24 protein-coding genes are annotated in these 21,386 nt (G+C 43.7%); 10 read left to right on the top strand and 14 right to left on the bottom strand.

What is annotated here, in order from left to right; translation table 11 throughout:
* Window positions 1-9: 9 nt before the first annotated feature.
* The 4 genes from CW735_RS09945 to cmoA all read right to left on the bottom strand — a co-directional run bounded on the left by CW735_RS09945 (window position 10) and on the right by cmoA (window position 3,567).
* A complete protein-coding gene (locus CW735_RS09945) occupies window positions 10-819 on the bottom strand; it encodes an HAD-IIB family hydrolase (protein WP_071979044.1) in 810 nt (269 codons plus the stop codon).
* A complete protein-coding gene (locus CW735_RS09940) occupies window positions 819-1,688 on the bottom strand; it encodes a kinase (RefSeq protein ID WP_071979043.1) in 870 nt (289 codons plus the stop codon). Before CW735_RS09940 ends, CW735_RS09945 begins: the two co-directional genes overlap by 1 nt.
* A 95-nt stretch (window positions 1,689-1,783) precedes the next feature.
* Window positions 1,784-2,758: a tRNA 5-methoxyuridine(34)/uridine 5-oxyacetic acid(34) synthase CmoB gene (gene cmoB / locus CW735_RS09935; protein ID WP_071981176.1), complete on the bottom strand. Its 975-nt coding sequence runs from the start codon at window positions 2,756-2,758 to the stop codon at window positions 1,784-1,786.
* A 77-nt stretch (window positions 2,759-2,835) separates the two neighbouring features.
* Window positions 2,836-3,567 carry a carboxy-S-adenosyl-L-methionine synthase CmoA gene (cmoA, locus tag CW735_RS09930; RefSeq protein WP_071981175.1) on the bottom strand — a complete coding sequence of 244 codons (732 nt, stop codon included), beginning with the start codon at window positions 3,565-3,567 and terminating at the stop codon, window positions 2,836-2,838.
* A 173-nt stretch (window positions 3,568-3,740) separates the two neighbouring features.
* Between cmoA and CW735_RS09925 the strand changes: the two genes are divergently transcribed.
* The gene (locus tag CW735_RS09925; protein ID WP_071979042.1) at window positions 3,741-4,376 is read left to right on the top strand and encodes a response regulator transcription factor; all 636 of its coding nucleotides are present in this window, start codon (window positions 3,741-3,743) and stop codon (window positions 4,374-4,376) included.
* 279 nt (window positions 4,377-4,655) lie between these two features.
* Here the strand turns inward: CW735_RS09925 and fadE are convergent, their stop codons facing one another.
* The 4 genes from fadE to purM all read right to left on the bottom strand — a co-directional run bounded on the left by fadE (window position 4,656) and on the right by purM (window position 9,915).
* Complete coding sequence (fadE, locus tag CW735_RS09920; RefSeq protein WP_071979041.1) at window positions 4,656-7,118, bottom strand: acyl-CoA dehydrogenase FadE; 2,463 nt, start codon at window positions 7,116-7,118, stop codon at window positions 4,656-4,658.
* Window positions 7,119-7,476: 358 nt separating this feature from the next.
* The gene (locus CW735_RS09915; RefSeq protein WP_071979040.1) at window positions 7,477-8,238 is read right to left on the bottom strand and encodes a DUF3108 domain-containing protein; all 762 of its coding nucleotides are present in this window, start codon (window positions 8,236-8,238) and stop codon (window positions 7,477-7,479) included.
* Window positions 8,225-8,875, bottom strand: a complete 651-nt coding sequence (gene purN / locus CW735_RS09910) for a phosphoribosylglycinamide formyltransferase (protein WP_071979039.1) — start codon at window positions 8,873-8,875, stop codon at window positions 8,225-8,227. The genes CW735_RS09915 and purN overlap by 14 nt, the downstream gene beginning before the upstream one ends.
* Window positions 8,872-9,915 (bottom strand): phosphoribosylformylglycinamidine cyclo-ligase, encoded by a 1,044-nt coding sequence (gene purM / locus CW735_RS09905; protein ID WP_071979038.1) that lies wholly within the window; start codon window positions 9,913-9,915, stop codon window positions 8,872-8,874. The genes purN and purM overlap by 4 nt, the downstream gene beginning before the upstream one ends.
* 496 nt (window positions 9,916-10,411) lie before the next feature.
* Between purM and CW735_RS09900 the strand changes: the two genes are divergently transcribed.
* Both CW735_RS09900 and hda read left to right on the top strand, forming a co-directional pair.
* Complete coding sequence (locus CW735_RS09900) at window positions 10,412-11,839, top strand: DUF2066 domain-containing protein (protein WP_071979037.1); 1,428 nt, start codon at window positions 10,412-10,414, stop codon at window positions 11,837-11,839.
* A 6-nt stretch (window positions 11,840-11,845) separates the two neighbouring features.
* Complete coding sequence (gene hda / locus CW735_RS09895; protein WP_100971914.1) at window positions 11,846-12,583, top strand: DnaA regulatory inactivator Hda; 738 nt, start codon at window positions 11,846-11,848, stop codon at window positions 12,581-12,583.
* An 84-nt stretch (window positions 12,584-12,667) separates the two neighbouring features.
* Here hda and CW735_RS09890 read toward each other — a convergent pair whose 3' ends face one another.
* The 3 genes from CW735_RS09890 to arsC are packed head-to-tail and all read right to left on the bottom strand — an operon-like array spanning window position 12,668 to window position 14,074.
* Window positions 12,668-13,087 (bottom strand): DUF2069 domain-containing protein, encoded by a 420-nt coding sequence (locus CW735_RS09890; RefSeq protein WP_071979035.1) that lies wholly within the window; start codon window positions 13,085-13,087, stop codon window positions 12,668-12,670.
* Between the two features lies 1 nt (window position 13,088).
* Window positions 13,089-13,721 (bottom strand): NAD(P)H:quinone oxidoreductase, encoded by a 633-nt coding sequence (gene wrbA, locus CW735_RS09885; protein ID WP_071979034.1) that lies wholly within the window; start codon window positions 13,719-13,721, stop codon window positions 13,089-13,091.
* The gene (arsC, locus tag CW735_RS09880; RefSeq protein WP_071979033.1) at window positions 13,718-14,074 is read right to left on the bottom strand and encodes an arsenate reductase (glutaredoxin); all 357 of its coding nucleotides are present in this window, start codon (window positions 14,072-14,074) and stop codon (window positions 13,718-13,720) included. The genes wrbA and arsC overlap by 4 nt, the downstream gene beginning before the upstream one ends.
* Window positions 14,075-14,545: 471 nt before the next feature.
* Between arsC and CW735_RS09875 the strand changes: the two genes are divergently transcribed.
* Window positions 14,546-15,070, top strand: coding sequence for a TlpA family protein disulfide reductase (locus CW735_RS09875; protein WP_071979032.1), 525 nt, complete (start codon window positions 14,546-14,548; stop codon window positions 15,068-15,070).
* A 61-nt stretch (window positions 15,071-15,131) separates the two neighbouring features.
* Here the strand turns inward: CW735_RS09875 and CW735_RS09870 are convergent, their stop codons facing one another.
* Window positions 15,132-16,595 carry a M48 family metalloprotease gene (locus CW735_RS09870; protein WP_071979031.1) on the bottom strand — a complete coding sequence of 488 codons (1,464 nt, stop codon included), beginning with the start codon at window positions 16,593-16,595 and terminating at the stop codon, window positions 15,132-15,134.
* A gap of 322 nt (window positions 16,596-16,917) precedes the next feature.
* Between CW735_RS09870 and CW735_RS09865 the strand changes: the two genes are divergently transcribed.
* Window positions 16,918-18,003 carry an AI-2E family transporter gene (locus CW735_RS09865; RefSeq protein WP_071979030.1) on the top strand — a complete coding sequence of 362 codons (1,086 nt, stop codon included), beginning with the start codon at window positions 16,918-16,920 and terminating at the stop codon, window positions 18,001-18,003.
* A gap of 386 nt (window positions 18,004-18,389) precedes the next feature.
* Here CW735_RS09865 and CW735_RS09860 read toward each other — a convergent pair whose 3' ends face one another.
* Complete coding sequence (locus CW735_RS09860; protein ID WP_015068459.1) at window positions 18,390-18,596, bottom strand: hypothetical protein; 207 nt, start codon at window positions 18,594-18,596, stop codon at window positions 18,390-18,392.
* Here CW735_RS09860 and CW735_RS09855 point away from each other — a divergent pair, their 5' ends adjacent.
* Entirely contained in the window at window positions 18,597-18,977 is a 381-nt protein-coding gene (locus tag CW735_RS09855; protein ID WP_157812678.1) for a hypothetical protein, read from the top strand.
* On the opposite strand, the gene CW735_RS09850 is transcribed toward CW735_RS09855, so the two are convergent.
* Window positions 18,974-19,312 carry a hypothetical protein gene (locus CW735_RS09850; protein ID WP_100971910.1) on the bottom strand — a complete coding sequence of 113 codons (339 nt, stop codon included), beginning with the start codon at window positions 19,310-19,312 and terminating at the stop codon, window positions 18,974-18,976. The genes CW735_RS09855 and CW735_RS09850 overlap by 4 nt on opposite strands.
* 298 nt (window positions 19,313-19,610) lie before the next feature.
* Here CW735_RS09850 and CW735_RS09845 point away from each other — a divergent pair, with 298 nt between their 5' ends.
* The 4 genes from CW735_RS09845 to CW735_RS09830 are packed head-to-tail and all read left to right on the top strand — an operon-like array spanning window position 19,611 to window position 21,382.
* Complete coding sequence (locus CW735_RS09845; protein WP_157812677.1) at window positions 19,611-20,411, top strand: tyrosine-type recombinase/integrase; 801 nt, start codon at window positions 19,611-19,613, stop codon at window positions 20,409-20,411.
* Window positions 20,404-20,688, top strand: coding sequence for a helix-turn-helix domain-containing protein (locus CW735_RS09840; RefSeq protein ID WP_100971906.1), 285 nt, complete (start codon window positions 20,404-20,406; stop codon window positions 20,686-20,688). The genes CW735_RS09845 and CW735_RS09840 overlap by 8 nt, the downstream gene beginning before the upstream one ends.
* Before the next feature lie 29 nt (window positions 20,689-20,717).
* Window positions 20,718-20,969, top strand: a complete 252-nt coding sequence (locus CW735_RS09835) for a hypothetical protein (protein ID WP_157812676.1) — start codon at window positions 20,718-20,720, stop codon at window positions 20,967-20,969.
* A gap of 11 nt (window positions 20,970-20,980) precedes the next feature.
* Window positions 20,981-21,382, top strand: a complete 402-nt coding sequence (locus CW735_RS09830; protein ID WP_157812675.1) for a hypothetical protein — start codon at window positions 20,981-20,983, stop codon at window positions 21,380-21,382.
* The last annotated feature ends 4 nt before the right edge of the window (window positions 21,383-21,386 follow it).

The raw sequence follows: 21,386 nt of genomic DNA, 5'->3' as shown, positions 1-21,386 counted from the left end.
TCCTCCTGATCATAAAGATAATAATTGGGTAAGCATTTCAGTCCAGCCTTCTGGACCATTTAGGGTGCTGGTATATACCTCTTCTTTTTTTACATCTGGCGGAGGATTTACCGGTGAAAGTATTCTTATTGATATATCTGCAGCTTCTAACATAGCGATGTCGTTTTTGCCGTCACCTAAGGCTACGGTCTGAACGGCAACGCCATTTTGTCTTTGGTATTCTTTTGCCAGCCAAGAAAGGGCTTGGCCTTTGTCACAATTACCCGATACGTGTATAAAACGTCCGCCCTCTAGAGGAAACGCGCCTCGTTGGGTAATAGCGTCTAAAAATATCTGTTTGTCGTCATCAGAACCTTCCCATAACACGGGCTCGCCAAACTGACGTTTCGCGGCGAGAGAAGCCGACTGCTCATCAAGACCCGTGCAAGCTTGAATGTCTTCTATAGACATTTTTGAAAATTGCTTATAGCTACCTTCAAAGTCTCCGCTTATTTTTTCTAGTAGTTTTATCCAATGGTTTTTACTAGATATAAAGGCCTTGCACCAATAACCGTCGACCCAAACAGTACCACTTGGTTTTTGTTTAAAAAATCCATGAGGGATAAATATAGCCGCGCCGTTCTCAATAATAAAAGGGCCGGTTAAATTTATGTCCTCTCGCAAGGGCTGTAATTCAGCGAAGGTTTTGCTGGTGGTTGGGATAACAGGTATGTTTTTTTTATCGAGTGCTGCCAAGGCTGGTTTCGCCGCCTCAAAAGAGTACGTATGATGGTCTAACAACGTGCCATCCATATCGGTGAAAACAAGCGTTTTTGTCATTACTTCAAGTCCTGTTGTGAAATCGTTCTTTGTTCATCGAGATGGAAAACGGTATTACACTTATCTGGCAATGTAGCGAGCGCATGCTCTGTTAAACGCTGATAGTGCTGAATAAAACGCGCGACTTCTTCGTCACTCATAATGCCGTCAGCCTGGTTTTTTGTGGCTCTAGCAAGCTTGTGCTCTTGTTCTAGACGCCACTGATAAACACAGTCAAAAGATGGTGCTGCTAACATCACACTATAATCTATCTTTTCGAAAAGTGTTTGATATTGATCCTGCAATTCACCATTGACAAATGTGCGCCAAGTGCACAACGAGTCTTCGTTTTCTTCTAACGCATTGACGGGAGTTCTAAGTGCTGATTTGGCTTGCGGTGGTACACCAACACACCAGCCCTCGAGAATTATCACATCGGGCGTTTCGCTAATAAGCGGCCAGTTGCCAACAGGAAACGGGTTGTCAGATGCTTTATCAAAGCGCGGCAGTCTTGTCGGTTCACCATTTGTTAACTTTGCAAAAGTTTCCAGAGCTAGAGGGATATCGTGAGTACCCGGCACGCCTCGAGTTCTTAATAGTGGGTGTACTTTGATAGCAAGCGCATTGCGGCTCGCTTTATCTAGATAAAAGTCATCTATAGAGAGAGATACCACGCGTAAATCATGCTCAGTTTCTAAAAACGTCTCTATAAAATTAGTGAGCGTAGATTTTCCAGAGCCTTGGCAGCCATTAATGCCAAGGATAAATGGTTTTTTTGCACCTTTTTGGTGCTTAATGAGCCTTTCACAGAGTGGGGTGAACCACTTTTGTGCAGTATCTGCATAGCTACTTGGCAAATGATGGGCTGTTAAAAAGCCATGTATGTCCATGTTATTACCCTAATCAATACAGAATTCGCACTCCATAGCTGATTAGGGTTACAACATCTGTGCCAACAAAGCGGGTAGCAAGAATAGGCAGTAAATTACTTTTTGTTGGCCACAATAACGGCTCTTTGTGGTGCAGGGTAGCCTTCAATGGTGCGAGTAATATCTGCCGGATCAAGAAAATCTTTCAAAGACTGTGTTTCCATCCATTCTGTTGACCGCTGCTCATCAAGAGTGGTGTGATTAACATCAACAACGCGAATATTTTCAAATCCTAGCCGACCCAGCCAAACCATGAGCGCCTCAGAACTTGGAAGAAACCAGACATTGCGCATTTGAGCGTAGCGCTCGCCGGCCATTAGCACTGTATTTTCGTCGCCATCAACCACTAGCGTTTCAAGTATGAGTTCCCCGCCTTTTCTAAGCTGGTTTTTTAGCTGAGTGAGAAACTGCATAGGATCTTTTCGGTGATAGAGTACTCCCATGGAAAAGACAGTATCGAAGGCTTTAAGCGGCTGCATGTCCTCTATGCCCAGCGGCAAGAAATGTATGTTCCGCTGCCCGACAAAGTGTTTAATTGCCTGAAACTGGATTAAAAACAACTGCGTAGGATCAATGCCATAAACGCCAGCAGCGTCATCTCCTAGCATTCGCCACATGTGATAGCCACTGCCACACCCTACATCTAATACATACCTGTTTTTTAACGGCGCTATATGGGGTGCTACCCGATCCCATTTCCAGTCAGAGCGCCATTCAGTATCGATATGAATATCGTGTAGAAAAAAGGGACCTTTTCGCCAAGGCATAAATTGCTTCAACAACCCTGAAATTTGTTTCTTAGTGTAGTCGTTGATGTCAGATTCTTTGCCAATAGTAACGCTGTCACCTAATTCAACAACGCTTGGCGACGTGGTAGGAAGCTTATTAAGCAAGCGACACCACTTGTCGAATTCACCGTGTTTGTTATGTTGTTGCCAGGTATTAATTTGTGAAGGTAGGGTTTGAAGCCACGATGAAAGCGGGCTATCCAGCAAGGATTTATAACAGTCGTTAAACCATTCCTGCGCAATTTTGCTCATTATAAACTCATTTATTTAAGGTAAAATTCCCTATGCGAGTTGATAGGGAATCGATAGCATTGTTGATGCTATTTTTTGATAGCAACCATGGACGTGAAATTATAACACTTGAACCACATCACTACATCGTCGAATCCCGCGTCTAATAGTCGACGTTCATGCTCTTCAAACGTGTCGGTAAGCATGACTTTTTCAAGTGAGGCGCGTTTTTGGCTTACTTCCAACTCGCTGTAGCCGTTATTGCGTTTAAACTGGTGATGGAGGTCGATTAACAATTCATTACCGGCTACTGAGGGGTGACGTATCTTCTCTGACAGCACGAGTATTCCACCTGGATTAAGTCCGTCAAATATGCGCTCTAACAGTGCCTTTCTGTCTGCAGGAGGTATGAACTGAAGAGTAAAGTTCATAATCACCATTGAGGCATTTTCAATGCTTACGTCCTGTGCCATTCCTTTTTTAACTGAGACAGGGTTGGGCAAAGAAAAAGTCTGCACAATTCGCTGACATCTTTCTACCATGGCTTCAGAACTGTCAACGCCGATAATCTCGCAGTTGATATTCTGAGTGGCTCGGGCCACTGAAAGACTCGCAGCACCTAAAGAACAACCCAAATCGTATACACGACTTCTTTCGGTAACTTTCATGCTCGCAAGTTCGCCAATAGCATGAATTATTGATTCATAGCCTGGTACAGAGCGCTGAATCATGTCAGGAAACACATCAACCACCGACTCATCAAAGGTAAAGTCAGCGACTTTTGTTAGTGGAGTTGCAAAAAGGTTGTCGTGTTTCTTCACGTAATACTCATAGGTTTTGGTTTGGTGTCGTAATTTTACCGTTTGAATACCAAATGCCAAATCAAAACGTGATTTAAATGCTGAATTTATAGCTTTTTTGTTGTTTAGGGCTTTTCGTCACTAGCCTAAAGTATTAATCTATACACATATTATAAAAAGGACGTAGTACGTTAATGACTAGAATCTTAATAGCCGACGATCACCCGTTGTTTCGCGAAGCCTTGAGCGGTGCGCTTACTCCCTATTTTGAAAATGCTCAAATCATTGAAGCAGAAAGTCTAGACACTGCTTTGGCTAAGCTTGGTGAGTACGACGACATTAAATTAGTACTTCTTGATTTAAATATGCCAGGTGGTGAATATTTCAATGGACTTATAACTCTTAAAGAACAATATCCAAATGTTCCAATTGGTGTAATTTCAGGAAGCGATGGTGTTGAGGTTGTTGCTCAGGTAATGAGCTTAGGCGCACAAGGTTTTATCCCTAAAGTATCGGCAACACGAGAAATAGCTCAGGCTATTGTCGATATCATAGCGGGCAAGAAATGGCTTCCAGAGGGTGTTGCTGAACAGCTTGATAAAGTGGATGACGAACTTAAAGTGCTATTACAGCGATTCCGCGAACTAACGCCTAAGCAAATTCAGGTTCTTTCATATTTAAGAGCAGGCTTGATGAATAAGCAAATCGCTCATGAGATGAACGTGACAGAAGCCACAATTAAAGCGCACATCAGCGCCATATTGCGTAAATTAGAGATTAACACGCGTACTCAGGCCGTGTTGCTGATGGATAAACTCCAACTAAGTTAAAACATTCGTATTTTGAACGCCAATATACGTATACAAATCCGGAAAGCTTGACCAAGCTATCCGGATTTTTTGTTTTTATTGCCCTGCACTTTAATAATACCAGCCCGCCTAGATACTTAGCCACTCACTTAGTCACTTACTTAGCTACTCAGCGTGACTTAAAATATTCGTAATCGCGGCGTGTTATCGCAGGTATAACTTATCTTCAGATATATTCTAGACATAAAAAAGGCCACTGAATGTGGCCTTTATACATTTGAATTATCTCGCAGTTAATGGCTATGCCGCCTTACCGCTTTTCTTCTTCGCTACAGTAGATGAATTGATTTTTGCTACCAACTCTTCGTGGTCGAAGTCGTCAACGTTAATTGTACGAAGTCTTCCTGCTTCTGTTTTGTGCATCAAGTCTGCTTCTGACTGGTCAATGATACCTTCAGCAAGTGCTTCATCAGCAAGAACATCTAAGCGTGTAAACGGAAGCTTAGCTTTCTTGTGTTTACAGATGCGGTCGAAGATAGGCTCGCACAGTAAAACATCATCGAGAGTTTGTTCAAGATCACCAAACAAGCTGCCGTCTTCACGACTAAGGTACTGACCATGACCAAGGCGGCTTCTTGATGTTGACGGTGTTTGAAGCATTTTTGCAATAGCATGCTCGGTTTTGTCTGAAGGTTTTCCAACGCGACGACCAACAGGAAGTACCATTACACGAAGTGCAACAGCAATGGCCTTGTTAGGGAAGTTTGCAAGGAAGTCTTCAATAGCAGTCTCTATATCGTGAAGGGTAGTTTGCATTGCCCAATGTAGAAGCGGCAAATCTTCCTTCAAGCGACCTTCTTCGTCAAAGCGCTTCAACGTGGTGCTACCCATATAAATACCACTTAAGATATCGCCTAATCGGGCAGATAATCTCTCGCGACGTTTAAGGTCTCCACCAAGCACACCCATAGACACATCGGTAAGAAGCGCCAGGTTTGCACTGTAACCTTGCATTAGCTTGTAATAACGAGCCGTTTCGTCTGTAAATGGAGCACTACTAAAGGCACCATTTGTGAGCGAGAACCAAATGCTACGTACTGTGTTAGCAACAGCGAAACCAATGTGACCAAATACGGCCTTATCGAATGCGACTAATGCTTCTTTTTTGTCTTCAATGGCTGCAGCTTGCAATTCTTTGAGAACAAAGGGATGACAGCGCATTGCGCCCTGACCAAAGATCATCATGTTACGAGTAAGAATGTTGGCGCCCTCTACGGTAATAGAGATAGGCACACCTTGGTAGCCGCGGCCTAAATAGTTATTAGGGCCAAGCATAACGCCCTTACCGCCATGAACGTCCATGGAATCATCCATTACTTGTCGCATTTTCTCCGTCAGATGGTATTTACAAATTGCAGAGATAACAGATGGTTTCTCGCCCAAGTCAACACCGACTGTTGAGAAGCGTGTTACGCCATCCATTAAATAAGCATTACCACCAATGCGGGCCAACATTTCTTCTACACCTTCCATATGACCTACTGGCATACGGAACTGACGACGAATTCGGGCATAAGCACCTGTGGCAAGAGAAACAGACTTCGCGCCACCAGCAGCTGAAGACGGTAGAGTGATACAGCGACCTACTGACAGACACTCCATCAGCATACGCCAGCCGCGTCCGGCCATTGCAGGCCCGCCGATGATATAGTCGATTGGTACAAAGATGTCGTCCCCTTTAATAGGACCGTTTTGAAACGGTGTATTAAGCGGGAAGTGGCGACGTCCAATTTCTAAGCCCTTGGTGTCGCGAGGGATTAGCGCACAGGTAATACCTGGATCGGCATTGTCGCCTAGTAATCCATCAGGATCTTTCAGTTTAAATGCCAAACCGATAACAGTGGCAACCGGCGCAAGCGTGATATAACGCTTGCTAAAAGTTAGGCGCATGCCTAGTACTTCTTCACCGTTAAACTCGCCCTTGCATACAATACCTACATCTGGAATTGCCCCTGCGTCTGACCCTGCTTCTGGACCAGTAAGAGCAAAGCAAGGAATTTCTTCACCCGCCGCTAGGCGTGGTAGATAATGGTCTTGCTGTTCCTTCGTACCATAATGCTGAAGAAGCTCGCCCGGGCCTAAAGAGTTAGGAACGCCAACCGTACTTGATAATACGGCACTAACACCGGCTAGCTTCTGCAAAACGCGAGATTGAGCGAATGCAGAAAACTCGAGACCGCCATATTCTTTTTTGATGATCATCGCAAAGAACTTGTGCTCTTTGAGGAATTGCCAAATCTCTGGAGGCAGGTCTGCGTCTTTGTGATTTATTTGCCACTCGTCAACCATTGAGCAGACTTCTTCACAAGGTCCGTCGAGAAACGCTTGCTCTTCTGCGGTTAAGCGACCTTTTGGAATGCGATGCAATTTATCCCAATCTGGCTTCCCACTAAATATATCGCCATCCCACCAGACAGTACCGGCGTCGATAGCTTCTTGTTCAGTGCTCGACATTTCAGGCATAACCTTGCGGTAAAATGCCAGTAGCTTTTTAGAGATGTGTTGTTGTCTGATATTCGACAGCGTAAACGGCAGTGTTAATGCAAGATACACTAACCAACCAAACAGGCCAATATCGCCAAAAAAGGTGCCTAAAACCATGACGCCTGCACCCATAGCGACTGCTGTCACCAGGCTGGTACGCTGATAACTAGCAATGGCTAGCGTCAGAACGACCAGTGAGAACCATATAAAATCTGCCATACATCACTCCTGAAAGGCGTTGAACATTACACTTGTCTGCTTTATTACGCGTTGGCTCGTTACAATCTTGAGAACGGCTTTTGAGGTCAGACCAGCATGCCCTAAACCTATTATTTATAAGCCCAAAGATCAAGATTTTTACATGAATAATCTATTAATCACGATGTTAATAATGGGCTTTCATACACTGTTTTTAACAGTATAGTGGTTGGTGGGAAAAGTAGTTAATAAGAATGGACAGCCAAAAAAGGAGAGGGCTGTAAAATAAAAATAGGCTCTTACGACCTATTAAACACCGCCTGACAATAGGCGGCGCTAAAATAACAAGCAGCGTTTTTTGTAGAAGTACGCAGAGTATTTATAACAATGTGAAAGCGTTGAGCTTAATGTCACCTTGTTCGTCGCCTTCTTTAAATTGTTGTAATCTTACTAATGCGTAATTCAATTCTGGTGCAAACCATGCAAAGGTCTCGCGCTTTTTAGATTCGCGGATGAGCTTCACTTTTACCGCAGCGATTTTTCCATAGGGTAGTGAAAGAGTTTCGTTTGCAACCACTTCAACGCCATACTGTCTGCGTTGCCCTCGATAGTTCACAAAATCATAAGTAACAGAGGTTTCACCATTAGCCAGCTTTTTCGCTAAATCTAGGCGATAAATCTGATTATCAAACTCGCCATCCCAAGGGTATTTTTCACCGTTATCTACGGATATTTGCCCATCATTTTTTTGGGTAAAAGTGACTTCTAAAGACTTATCCGGGCCTGTACCAGAACGACTATAAGAATACTCTGAGGCTATCACCTCACCATCTTGAATGGAAAAAATAGAGTGCTCAGTGCGTTTGTCGGATAAAAAGAATTTGGATACTTTCGAAGTGTAAAGCAGGGAATACTTATCATCAGTAAGTTGTAACAGCTCAATTGAAGCCTCACCCACATCGTCTCCCCATTTGTAGGCTGTGTAGGTGGCTTTGTAGGGGTCTAGATTCAGCGCTGCCTTTGCATCAGTATCAGCATCAGATTTTACAACGCTGTCAGCGAACGCATTCGCTGACAGAGCCGAAAAAACAACGAAAATAAACGCCCTTGCTGCTACTTTAAACGGTTTAATCGTTTGCATAGCCTGTTTCTGGTAGCTCTTGCTCATCTAAGATAGCCTTATTGTCTCTCATCGATAACCTGCCAGCGCTGAACCAGCGAAGAACAAGAGGATAAATGCGCCTTTCTTGTTCTTGTACTCGCTCAGCTAAATCGTCAGCACTATCATCTTCAAACACAGGAACTCTACTTTGAATGATAACAGGGCCTCCATCAAGCTCGGGCGTAACAAAGTGAACACTAACGCCGTGCTCTGTATCACCGTTATCGATTGCCCGTTGGTGAGTATGTAAACCTTTGTACTTGGGCAACAAAGATGGATGAATGTTCACTAATTTACCAGCAAACTCATCGACAAACTCGGGTGTTAGGATGCGCATAAAACCAGCAAGAACAACACAATCGGCGCCAAAGGCATTTATTTGCTCCTTCAGCGCGCTGTCGTAAGACTCTCTGTCTTCAAATTGTGTATGGTCTAGACAGACCGCGTTTATGCCCGCATTTTTTGCGCGCTCCAGACCGTAAGCGTTGGGACGGTTACTAATAACGCCGCTAACTACGGCGTTAAGACGACCGGAACTAATTTCATCTATTATTGCTTGTAGGTTACTTCCGTTGCCTGAGATCAGGACACAAAGTTTTGTCACAGCGTTGCTCACTCGTTGATCTCTACTTGTTCATCGTTGCCTTCTTTTGCTTCGATGCTACCAATCAACCATGCGTTTTCGCCTTGCGCCGACAAAATGTCTAGGGAGCGCTGAACGTCATCTTCGTCAACCACGATCACAAGGCCAACGCCACAGTTAAACGTACGATACATTTCATGACGAGTTACGTTGCCGTTAGACTGTAACCAAGAGAAAATCTCGGGCCAATGCCATGTGGTTTCATCAATAATAACCTTCGCGTCATCTGGCAGCACACGAGGAATATTTTCCCAAAAGCCACCGCCAGTGATATGTGAAATGGCGCTTACTTTAACTTCGTCAAGTAAAGCGAGAACCGACTTAACATAAATGCGCGTTGGCTCCAGCAGGTGCTCTATGATGGGCTTGCCGTTTAAATCTGCGTTAACGTCGGCGTTGCTCACTTCAATAATTTTACGCACAAGAGAGTAACCGTTTGAGTGAGGTCCTGATGAGCCAAGAGCAATAAGCTTTTGTCCAGGTTTAACATTGGTACCGTCGATTACGTCTTCTGCCTCTACAACACCGACGCAGAAACCAGCGATGTCATAGTCACCTCCATGATACATGCCTGGCATTTCGGCGGTTTCACCACCTATTAATGCGCAGCCAGCAAGTTCACAGCCTGCACCAATACCAGTCACTACCGATGTTGCAACGTCAACATCTAGCTTACCCGTGGCATAATAATCGAGGAAGAATAAAGGCTCAGCACCTTGCACGATGAGGTCGTTCACACACATAGCCACAAGGTCAATACCTACGCCGTCATGTCGATTAGCATCCATGGCAACGCGGAGCTTGGTACCTACACCGTCAGTTCCAGAAACTAAAAGTGGTTTTTTGTATTTCGACGGTAATTCACACAGCGCGCCGAAACCACCTAAGTTACCTTTAACTTCAGGTCGGTGTGTTTTCTTTGTTACTGACTTAATGCGCTCTACAAGTTGATTTCCTGCGTCAATATCTACGCCTGCGTCTTTGTAGCTTAAAGAGGTTTTATTTTCGCTCACGGTTGGGCCCTGGAACTAAGAGGTAGAAAACCGCGGATTCTACCAGCAACTCGGCGCAAGTCCAATTTGTAGCGGCGATTTTGTGGGCTTTTTTCCAATAAGGCGTGATACTGTTTGATAATTCTCTACGGCTTGATGAAAGATTTTCTATTTTCGTAAAGTTTTGATTTGTTTTCGAGATGGCTTTTTAACAGTACAAAATGAATACGGGGCGTGCTAATCATTGATGCACGTTGGCTGTACATTATTACAGCAAACTTCAACAAGTGCTGAGGCCAGAAAGCTTAATGAAATACAGAAAAATTGAGATTAAATCGGCACTTAATTTAATTTTTCTCGGTTTAAGGATGAAATAAGCGCAAATATAAAAGAGAATGGAGTTTTGATTTTGCTTTTCCATTGTCCAGCTTGAATAAGGCTAGTGCAGTGGCGCGTACAATTTTTCAGTTTAGGGAATTACAGTGAACACGGATCAGGTAGAGTGGGAGTTAGTGTAGTGAGAGTGGATGATTTGCGTTCTTTATTGTTGTCAAAAGAAGCGTCTTCAAAAGATGCGGCTTCAACATATGTGGCTTCAAGACATGTGGTTTCAATACGAGAATATTCGCATCAAGGTGCTTTGATGCTAAAAGCGCTTATGTTATTTGTGATGTGCGCCACTGCCTTTGCTACAAATGCAATTGAAAGAATTGTGGTAAACGAAGCAAAAGTTCTTGTTGATGACCAGAGTTCTCGCACGCAGAAAAGCGCAGCAAAAAAAGCGCTACGTGAAGTATTTCTTAAAATGTCGGGCTCGTCTGAAACGTTAAGTAATGCAGGTGTAAGAGCTGCACTCGCTTCACCAGAGGCCTTGCTTCGTTCGTATCGCTATTCCTACAACGGTGACGAAACTTATTATGTTGCGGAATTCGATTCGTCAAAAATTGCTGAAATATTGCAGCGAGAAATGTTGCCGCTCTGGGGAGATAGAAGGCCCGAAACTTTGATTTGGCTGGCGATACAAGACGAAAAAGAAAACAAAGTTATTATTGATGAAGCGCTGAACCATCCTATTTCTGAGGCTATAAACACCACAGCTAAGAAACGAGGTTTGCCATTAAGTTTGCCGCTCATGGATTTAACCGACAGCGTCAACATTTCTACCTACGACATTTGGGGGCGCTTTGTGGAGCCTGTCCGAAACGCGTCCGAGCGATACCAAGTTGACAATATTATTGCCGCTCGCGTTTATAAAAACGACGCCACCTCGGTGCCAGATTTCCCCCGCGAGCCTGAAGTGCCTGCAAGCACAGAGAACGAAGAAACTTATGAATTATCCGATGAAGACGATTTTTCGAGTATAGACGAGTTAGTACAGAGCCAATTTGATAACGGCAACGTCGATAGTGTTGAAGCGGTGCCTAACGGAGCGATGACGGGGCAACAAACAGAGCAAACTGCGCCATCCAGTGTAAAACCTTTCACCATGGATGAATTTGAGGAATATGCAAAGCGTGCTGAAGCAGGTGACTTTGGCCTTGACTGGGTGTTTATTAGTAATGACAGTGTCAGCTATGGCAGTATTTACGATGACACTCCAGCGGCGCTAGGAAATGCTTTGGTCGATGCATATGCCAATTATCTCTCATCACAATACGCCGTGATTGGTGTTAACGAAGCAGACCGTGAAATACTTGAAATTTCTGTTGCTAACGTTGGCTCACTTTCAAGTTATGCCAGTTTGAAACGCTACTTAATGTCACTAAGCGTTATTGAAAATGCGGCGCTAATAAAGCAATCAGGCACAGTGGCGACGTTTTCGGTTACATTAATTGGCACGAGTGATGACTTAATGAATTCCGTTGGATTAGAAGCTAAACTGAACCCCGTTACCGATGCCTATGGGCAACCTGTTCAAGGGTTTAACTTTTACTGGAACAATTAGTCATTTATGCAATTACCACTGCCTGTAACGTTACCCGTAGACGAAAACTTTGATAGTTTCGTTAGGCATGGGAATGAAGAGATAGTGACCTTACTAGAAGATATCGTTTGCGCGTTGCCAACATGGCGCACGTCCGATTCGTTAGGTCAACTCGTCTCTCTTAAAATGCCTTTAGTCACGTTATTAGGAAGCGGGAGTGCAGGGAAAAGTCACTTATTGTTCGCAGCATGCCACCATTTAGCATCTAAGCAGGTTAGCCACCTGTATTTGAATCTCAATGATTATAAAGCTTGGTCTCACGACATTTTTGAGGGGCTTGAGAACCTCTCGCTTATTGCGCTTGATAATATTCACGCTATTGCTGGAAATGCTGAGTGGGAAGAAGCGCTGTTTGACCTATTGAACCGAGTGGTAGAAACCCAAAATGCACTGGTGCTTTGTGCTAGCCAACTCGGCCCATCTAACCCTGCATTTTCATTACCCGATTTGCGTTCTCGTTTAGCATGGGGGGTTATTTACCACATCAATGCACTTGACGACACCGGCAGAGAAGTAGCGTTGCGTTTGCGTGCAAAAGAACGAGGCCTTCAATTATCCAACCAAGCCCTAAACTTCTTACTGCACCACAGCGAAAGAGACTTAAAAAGCCTAATGACACTGCTTGGTAGGTTAGATACACGTTCGCTACAGGAGCAAAAACGGCTCTCGGTAGCTATGGTAAAACGAGAGTTGGGTATTGTATAACCCCTTTTTCCTGCGCTGACACGCCGCACTTACTAGCATTTTAAGTCTCGCTGAGTGGGTAAGTATCTTTGCTCAACGATATTACTATTTGTTTTGCTCGAAGTAGGCTTTTTCTTCTTCCATTTCTTCTTTAAGTTTCTTTATTCCCAAACCAAGCTCGCGCCCACGTTTTCTCGCAAATGCACTACAGCCAATAAACATGGTAGTGCAAAGTATCAGTTCAACTACGCCGTACCATCTTTCAGCCGGAACTGCATAAACTACGGTGCATGCATGGATTAAATAAAATAAAACCACAAAGTTAGCCCAAGCATGGGTGTAAGGCTTTCCTTTTAATACTCCTCTGTAGGGCAGTAAAAGCGGTAATAAATAAATTAACACTATAAATACGGGGGAATAGGTGTGTACCTTAGTGAATGTGAACTGCCATAATGTTAGCCAAACAATTAATAACGTATGACTTATAAGCGCTAAGTAGCGGAAAAAGCGCGTGTCTGAGGCCATTCTAACTCTCCGAACCTGGTTGTATTTGAAGTTTCTTTGCAAAAGAGGCAAGACGCTTACCCTGTGCTATGCAAAGTGTTTTTTCATCGTCACTCAATTGAGTTTTGTTACTGTTGGTTTCATGAGCCACATGAGTGACGCCATAGGGACTACCGCCAGTGGTGGTAGTGTGTAGCTCTGGCTCGCTGTAAGGAAGACCGCAAAACATCATACCGTGGTGAAGAAGCGGGATCATCATAGAAAGCAAAGTCGATTCTTGACCGCCGTGCATTGAGGATGATGAGGTAAATACACAGGCAGGCTTATCTATCAAAGATCCTTTCAGCCATAAGCTGCTCGTAGAGTCTAAAAAGTATTTCATAGGCGCCGCCATGTTGCCAAAGCGAGTAGGGCTCCCTAATGCCAATGCGCTGCATGATTCCAATTCGTTAATTGTAACGAGTGGAACGTCAAGTTCGCTGTCTCGGGTAGTCAACGACTTTACTTCGCTGTCCTCTTGCTTCTCAACTTTCAAACCAGGAACGGTGCGAACAATAACGGGTACATTTTCTGATGTAACACCCTGGGCAATAGCATCTGCTAGTCGCCGAGTGCTGCCATGATTGCTGTAGTAGAGTACAAGAACTGGGTTCACGATAATATATCCAACACATTTTCTGGAGGACGACCAATACGCGCTTTGTCACCACAAATGACAATAGGTCGCTCAATGAGTTTTGGTGTTTCTGCCATTGCGTTGAACAAACGTTTTTCCTCTATTGAAGGGTCTGCAAGATGCGCTTCTTTATATTCCTGCTCCTTTATACGCATCATTTGGCGAACCGATTCAATGTTAAGTTTTTTAAACACTGCTTTTAGTTCTTCCTCAGACAAAGGCGTCTTTAAATATTCAATAATTGTTGGTGACACCCCTTTTTCTTCTAGTAAAGCCAAGGTTTGCCTGCTTTTAGAGCAGCGAGGGTTATGTAATATAGTCACATCAGTCATATTTTGAGTGCTCTCAGTCTACTATTTTGCGCAGACTATTGCGTTTTTAATCAATGATTTCAAGCTATATTAGGGCGTGTTGAACTTTGTTGTACATTTTTGCAGCGGCCTGTGAGCATTTTACCCTTTGTCGCCGCTTTTTTATTTAGGCCCTTTGACTTAGCCCTTTTGACTTAGCCCCTTTGACTTAGCCCACTGGGCCTACAGGACTGTTTCGCGATTAAAATGCTTCCATTTAGCTCAACACTCGTACAACAAAGATCAGCACGCCCTTCAATGTTTATCTCAAAAATGTTGTAACTAGCTTTAACTATGTAATAGGTTAGTTAGAAAGCGCTTTGCCATGGTAATAAGTACAAGTTTTTAAGGTAATAGGTTTCAGAGCGCATGAATCTAGAGTACATGATTTAAAAAAGCACACGGATTTGGAGTTCAGACCGGTGTTAACTTATTAAAGTTGGTGAGGACAGTGTGAATTCAGTAGTCAAAGCAATTATCTTTTTTCTTATAGCAATAGCCGCGCTAAGTGGAGGCATATTCACATATCAGTCTCAACGAGGCGATTTGAAACCTTCAAAAGAACCAAGCTACGATTTTGTTACAACAAGCGGCCAAGAGTACCGCTGGCAAGACTTAGCGGGGAAGTGGACAGTCATTAATTATTTTGCCCCTTGGTGTGCGCCATGCTTACGAGAAATGCCTGAGCTAAACAGGTTCAATACGCAACTTCCCGACGACACGTTAATTTTCGCTATCAATTACGACCGAAAAACTCGTGTTGAGCTAAAAGAAATGGCGAATAAATTTGATATTAACGTGCCTATTATTTTTGCATCGGATGCCACTTATCTGCCAATGAAAAAACCGCCGTATTTACCGGCAACGTTCATTATTGGTCCAGACGGTAAGCTTAGCGATACCTTGATGGGCGAGGTAACCGAGACCCAGCTGCGTGAACGCATCATTTCGCTGAAAAATGCTCGCAACGCATCCTAGCTATTTAATTTAGGCCAATGGTATGGCTTTCCATTAGACGCTAATTAGTGTTTTACTGAGCCTAAAGTCGCTCTAGCCTGTCTTCTTGATCGCGAAATTGCTTGATTCGCGCTCGAATACGTTGTTTTTGCAAATGATTATCGGCGGCAAAATTGTAAGCATACTGAAGTTCATCAACCGCTCTGTTATAGGCTCCGTAAAGCGCATAAACTTCAGCTTTGCTCTGATGCATTTGAGAAAACTGCTTCGCTTTTTGATAAGCCTCACTCATCAGTTGATAGGCAACTTGATAATCCTTTTTCACTAGTAAGAAGTCTTTCAATAGCTCAATAGCGTCGTCATATTTCTGCGCGCTGATGAGAGCGTTAGCTTGGTTTAACGCTAACACCTGATTTCGTGGGTTATGCGTAACGTGTGGTTTAAGCATTTCTACCGCTTTTAACGGCTGACCTAGGGCAATATGAATATCTGTTGCAGCATCTAAATAAAATAGATTAGTTGGGTCTTTCTCCATTAATGTACGTAAAATTTCTTGCGCTTTGCGGTTCTCTTCATTTCGCATGTACGCTAAAGCAAGCCCATAAAGCGACGCTTCTCGACTGCGTTGAGCCTGCTGTTCTACCGCTGCCTGATAATATTCCAGGGCATAGTCTTTTTCAAAAGAATAACGAGATTTTATGCGTGCCTTCGCTAGCTCAAATTGTTTATTGATTGGCAGGTAGCGTCTTGGATAGTCGTTAGCTCTGCTACGCGCATCAGCAATACGGGTTTCGGTTAATGGGTGAGTTAACAATCTTGCAGGAGGACGTGAAACCATGCGGTACTCTTCCGCCATAGTTGAGAAAAAGCTGGCTGCGCCCTTGGGGTCGAACCCGGCTCTGGCCAACATAGCAATGCCAATTCGGTCGGCCTCTTGCTCATTAGAGCGCGTGTAGTCGATCTGTAACTGTGCCGATGCTGCTGAGCCTGCTTGCATGGCGGCCATACCCGCTTGGGGGTTTGCCATTGCAATAAGTATCCCGCCAATCAATGACGCCAGTGCAAGCGGAGAAGAGCGCTTTTGCGCCTGCATTCTTCTTGCTATGTGGCGCAGCGTGACGTGTGAGACTTCGTGCGCCAACACTGAAGCTAGCTCACTTTCATTTTCCGCTCGGCGCATCAACCCTGTATGCACGCCAATGTGACCGCCGAAAAAGGCAAACGCGTTAATAGCATCATTATTAACCCAGAAAAATTTGAAGGGGAATTTCGCATTATCTGCATGAACGACTAAACGGTTGCCCAAATCTTGTAAATATTCATCCAAAACTGGATCGGAAATAATCGGGCTTTGCCCCCGCATTTGACGCATGACAGCGTCGCCAATGAGCATTTCTTTATCAAGTGAAATAGCGTCTGACGCAACAACGCCAATTTCTGGAAGGGTATTCTTATTACTATAGCTCATATCTTGAGCAATGGCAGAAAGGCTGCCAATAAGCGCGCAAGATAAAAGAACAAAGAATGCAGATAATTGTTTTCTCATGAACCTACAACAAACGTTAATAACTGTTTCTTAGAGCGGTAAGTCGTTAAACAGTTTCAATTAAATTTTTATTTTGTGGCTACTTACTTAGGGCCTCACTATGAAACCATTGTGCATCAACCAACAATGTAATACCACTTCGACGAAATTATTGTTAACAAGGAGGTTAAACTTTAACCCACCGCCTTGCTTAACGTTAGTTATACGCAATCAAAGTCATACCAGTTTGATTTTCAAAGAATCTTGTCTAGTTAATATTGCTAATACGCCACCCGATAAACTATGATGCGTGTCCTATTCTTTGTATTTTCTGGATGTTGTTATGATCAGCGTTTTTGGGCGATGGTACCGACGCAAGTTTTCCGATCCTGATGCAGCTATGCTGCTGATACTCATTTTGCTCAGTACCGCAGTTTTGTTGCTATGGGGCGAATTAATTATGCCCGTTTTAGTGGCAGCTGTTATTGCCTACCTTCTTGACTGGCCCGTAACCCGATTAATTCGTTTGGGGGTGGGAAGAGGCATAGCGTGCGGTGTTGTCCTCCTTGGGTTTATTACGGTTACCATATTTACTCTCATTGGCCTTGTTCCTATTATTTCGAAACAAAGTGTTAATCTTATTCAAGAAACGCCACTGATTTGGCAAAAAGCACAAGAGTGGATCTTAACGCTCCCTGACAAATATCCAGATTATGTTCAGGTGTACCAAATTCATCAAATGATGGAGGGGCTTAACGATAGGCTCGTGGAAGTAGGGGAAACGTTAATCTCCATTTCCTTTAGCAATATAGCCAATATTGCGGCACTGCTGGTTTATATGGTGCTGGTTCCGCTTATGATATTTTTTATGCTGAAAGATAAGATGTTTTTTCTCGATAGCATTTCTAGAATTCTTCCCAAGGAGAGACGGTTAATCACTCAGGTTGGCCACGAGATGAATTCGCAAATAGCTAATTACATACGTGGCAAAGTTATAGAGATTTTGATTGTCGGTGTGGTGAGCTGCGTTACCTTCGTGCTGATGGATTTACGCTATGCTATTTTACTTGGCGTGTTAGTGGGGTTGTCAGTGCTTATTCCCTACATTGGCGCAGCCGTAGTCACAATCCCCATCGCTATTGTAGCCATGTTTCAATGGGGGATTAGCCCAGAGTTTTGGTACTTGATGATAGCGTACGGTATTATTCAGGGGTTAGACGGTAACCTATTAGTGCCGTTATTGTTCTCAGAGGCGGTGAGCCTTCATCCGCTCTACATTATTATCGCGGTATTGGTATTTGGCGGGTTGTGGGGCTTCTGGGGCGTGTTTTTTGCTATCCCCCTTGCTACGCTAGTCAAAGCGGTGGTAACGGCCTGGTCTAGTAACCCGGTTGGAAGCACGGCGAGCGAACCAGTTATTGAAAAGTAAACCTTATTGTGAAGAATAAGATCATAGGAATAGGGTTGTATCGAGTAGGGTGAGGCTTGCGCCTCATCCCTCTCACAGAACCGTACGTACGGGCCTCGTATACGGCTCCTGCATACTTCATATCACTTGCTAAGTGACACAATGCTAATTTGCAATCTAGTATCGTGCGCCCTATGGACATCGTTCATTTTCTAACATTGTGGTAACTTTCATTGCAGGGTTTGGCGTTCTAGCACTGAGGCAATCTACCAAATTTGACTACAATTACTTCCCATATACGGCCTGTCTCACCAGACATCACTATTCCTAGCGCACCGATTCGACTTGTCCCGCTGATCAGGCGGCTTGTGTATCAATGATAAAAAAACTCACAACTCATCAGAGTCTTAAAGTCTGCTTCCCCCCTTCGCAATCCATTTAAGCTTTTGGCTAAAATAGATCCTATCAAACACAATGCTGATAGTCGGCTTGGTTTTACCCTCCACACCATTACTGGCTTTCATCGGCCTAGCCTTACTCACTACTACGGGTTCATCTGCCACCTCACACTCGCAACATTCTTGGATCACTCCTTGAACGATACGTCCAACCATTTGATTGGATCTAATGCCAGGCTTCCCCAGTTACTGCACTGGCTCCCTGTTAGAAATTCCACCCTCAAACACAAAACAGGACTGACTGAGTATCGGGCTTCGCGCTATTTTGCACGCTTACCCTCCTGTCTTGCCGAATCAGGTTCACTTGCGTTGTGTACCTCTAACTTCCTATGGCTTCCTTCAGACCCTGCCGTTGGCCAACAACGCCCTTGCCATTCGGATTATCTTCCCCTCAGTCAGGGTGATTCAGGTTTCTTTCAACCTGACGGGTTTGCCAGCTTCGCTGGGCAAACAAAAAAAGGCACCTTCATCGAAAGGTGCCTTTTGCATAGGTATGTCCAAGAAAAGCAGCTTTACTGCATTCAATACAATCGTTAGGCGCGTGCGGCAAAATTGAACGCGATGACATTCGAACGTGCAGGCTCAAAAAAAGACTTTAAGCCTTCATTAGCTGAATGGTCGATAGATGCACTGTCACCAAACGCTGTCTTAATATCATTAAATACTCGCGCTGATTGGTAGTCTTTGAATGTCTCAGGCCAGTAGTACACTTTGCCATCGCTTGACGTGATGTGAAAAAAGTAGGTCCACGTTTTGGTCTTATAGTCTGGGCTGTGATTCTCGATTCGGCAGACAAGATGATTTCCTGCTCCAACGGCTTTATGAAGATCTCGAAGCTCTTTCTCGTCAGCAGATAATAATAATTCGTTCATGGTCTCTAAACCCTTTGTTATGTCTCTTTAAATATAATACGAAAAAAAATTCACCCTGATATTTATTAAGAGTGCAAAAAAATAGAGTTAACGTATCAAGCTGAAAATTATCAATAAAAGAGCTATACAGAAGTCTAAGAAGGTTGGGTAAAGATGAACTATTGTGGGAGAGTAATAAAGTGTCTACTGAATAATATGAATCATACTCTCTGCAAGTTTCCTATTACCCTTTATTCTTAGCGACCTGTAGACGGGCGATATTTTTTTATACTACTATGTTGGAAACATGGTTTCCTATATGAATATGTCTGACGAAAATATTGATTTTAAATGGCGCTGGAATCCTCCTTCTTTGCGAACAGTTAAACAGCCAGAAACCCTTACGCCAGATGAGTTTCTGGATATGGTTGAGCGTGTCGATAACGAGGGTGTTGATCCGCTGATTGGATTGCGCAACCAGTGCATGTTGCTAACTACCTATTTTAGTTGCTTCAGAGCTGTTGAAGTGAGCCAGTGGAAAGTAAAAGAAGCCCTATACCCTGACGGCTCCTTAATGTACGTCACACGCTTGAGAAAAGAGGGAACGAAGGGTAATTATCCAGCCATAGCCCATATCCCCAATGTGCGTGAATACAGAGAGTATTTAGAAAAATGGTTCGATGCGAGAGTTAAGCATCGAATTGGGCTGGCTAAAATTGGCTCAGTTGAATATAGGGGCTTAGATCCTGAGTCGCATGTATTTCTAAGTAACTGGCGAGGTATGTGGCAACCGTTTTCGCTCACTAGAAAAGTCTCGAAAGGCAAGGAATACAAGGTTGCTACTGCTGTTCAAAATTTACTGACCAAGCTTTACAAGGATTATGGTTATCTTAAATCAAGTAGTCACGCTGGCCGTCATAGCTTTGCTCGGTTCGCACAAAGATTATTAGAGAAGAAAAACAACCCTGACACATCACGTATAATTCAAACACTGCTCCACCATAAGACTGAAGAGGCGCAGCGTGACTATACGGATGTAGATTTCAACCATATTAGAAAGGTGGCTCAAAAGATGATGCCCAAACCCAAGAAACGGGGAAGACCGCCGAAAAATGACTAGCTATAGCAAAACAAAAACAAGCTACTACAGAAGGCTTTATGTAGCGTATCTGATTGACTCTGGCACCAATACTGTACCAGCGTTACTTGATGCTACTGAAATGCACCGCAGAACGCTTCAGGACACATTAAAGGCGCTTGCTGACCTAGATATCGTTATTGAGAGTCGGGGCGGGACTAAGAACGCCAGCTACGCATTTAAGTCATGGGGTGCAATTGATAAAGATTGGATACGAAATAACTTGCAGCACATTAAAGGCGTGCTAGAATGCAGTTAAGTTAAATAATTTAAATGGGAAACAGGAACGTGGCAAATACGGCATCAATCGAATCGAAAGACATTGATAGAGCGACTGAATTCAGCTTGTCAGGTTACAACAATGCCGGTGTTCGTGCGGTCTTCAATGAAAAAGAAGGTGGTTTTTGCACAACAAGCTATAGCTACTCAATGAGCCAAGAAGCTAAGAGCTATTCTGCGGCCAGAATCGCACTGCTACTTCAGATGGCTTCAGGTCTTACTAACGAACAGATCAGCCAAATGATGCTGAAAAATAGATAATGGGAAATATGATGGAAGACAAAGATATTCTAAAGCTAAACAAGCTTGTTAACCTATCAAGTGAAGAGTTTGGTCTTGATATGACTGTCGAGGTCGATTCCATTTCAGAGCCTTTAATGTTACAGGTGGGGGTTAGAGGAATTGGAGTCTTCAACTTCAAAGAAAAAGAAGCTCTACTGTTCATTCATGATCCAGCGTTGGCATTAGCAAAAAAGCACAATGTATCAAAGTCTCACCTGCTTGCTTTTTATTCTGCGAATAATAATGATTTAAATCGGTGTCAATCACTAACAAAGAAAGGGACGCGCTGCACTAGAGTTAGCAATGTTACTGTAAGCGGAATTAGTGATTATGTCCCGCAAAAAGTGTACTTATGCCATCAGCATGAGGAACGCGCAATTTTATCTAAATAAATCA

The organism is Alteromonas sp. MB-3u-76 (assembly GCF_002831605.1).
GTDB lineage: Bacteria > Pseudomonadota > Gammaproteobacteria > Enterobacterales > Alteromonadaceae > Alteromonas > Alteromonas hispanica.
This window is presented reverse-complemented; position numbering and strand designations above follow the sequence as displayed.

Excerpts from the sequence above, each read along its gene's own strand:
- CW735_RS09945 (WP_071979044.1), bottom strand. The coding sequence starts at position 819 with ATGACAAAAACGCTTGTTTTCACCGATATGGATGGCACGTTGTTAGAC.
- CW735_RS09940 (WP_071979043.1), bottom strand. The coding sequence starts at position 1,688 with ATGGACATACATGGCTTTTTAACAGCCCATCATTTGCCAAGTAGCTAT.
- CW735_RS09925 (WP_071979042.1), top strand. The coding sequence starts at position 3,741 with ATGACTAGAATCTTAATAGCCGACGATCACCCGTTGTTTCGCGAAGCC.
- fadE (WP_071979041.1), bottom strand. The coding sequence starts at position 7,118 with ATGGCAGATTTTATATGGTTCTCACTGGTCGTTCTGACGCTAGCCATT.
- CW735_RS09915 (WP_071979040.1), bottom strand. The coding sequence starts at position 8,238 with ATGCAAACGATTAAACCGTTTAAAGTAGCAGCAAGGGCGTTTATTTTC.
- hda (WP_100971914.1), top strand. The coding sequence starts at position 11,846 with ATGCAATTACCACTGCCTGTAACGTTACCCGTAGACGAAAACTTTGAT.
- CW735_RS09890 (WP_071979035.1), bottom strand. The coding sequence starts at position 13,087 with ATGGCCTCAGACACGCGCTTTTTCCGCTACTTAGCGCTTATAAGTCAT.
- arsC (WP_071979033.1), bottom strand. The coding sequence starts at position 14,074 with ATGACTGATGTGACTATATTACATAACCCTCGCTGCTCTAAAAGCAGG.
- CW735_RS09870 (WP_071979031.1), bottom strand. The coding sequence starts at position 16,595 with ATGAGAAAACAATTATCTGCATTCTTTGTTCTTTTATCTTGCGCGCTT.
- CW735_RS09865 (WP_071979030.1), top strand. The coding sequence starts at position 16,918 with ATGATCAGCGTTTTTGGGCGATGGTACCGACGCAAGTTTTCCGATCCT.
- CW735_RS09860 (WP_015068459.1), bottom strand. The coding sequence starts at position 18,596 with ATGGTTGGACGTATCGTTCAAGGAGTGATCCAAGAATGTTGCGAGTGT.
- CW735_RS09850 (WP_100971910.1), bottom strand. The coding sequence starts at position 19,312 with ATGAACGAATTATTATTATCTGCTGACGAGAAAGAGCTTCGAGATCTT.
- CW735_RS09845 (WP_157812677.1), top strand. The coding sequence starts at position 19,611 with ATGAATATGTCTGACGAAAATATTGATTTTAAATGGCGCTGGAATCCT.
- CW735_RS09840 (WP_100971906.1), top strand. The coding sequence starts at position 20,404 with ATGACTAGCTATAGCAAAACAAAAACAAGCTACTACAGAAGGCTTTAT.
- CW735_RS09830 (WP_157812675.1), top strand. The coding sequence starts at position 20,981 with ATGGAAGACAAAGATATTCTAAAGCTAAACAAGCTTGTTAACCTATCA.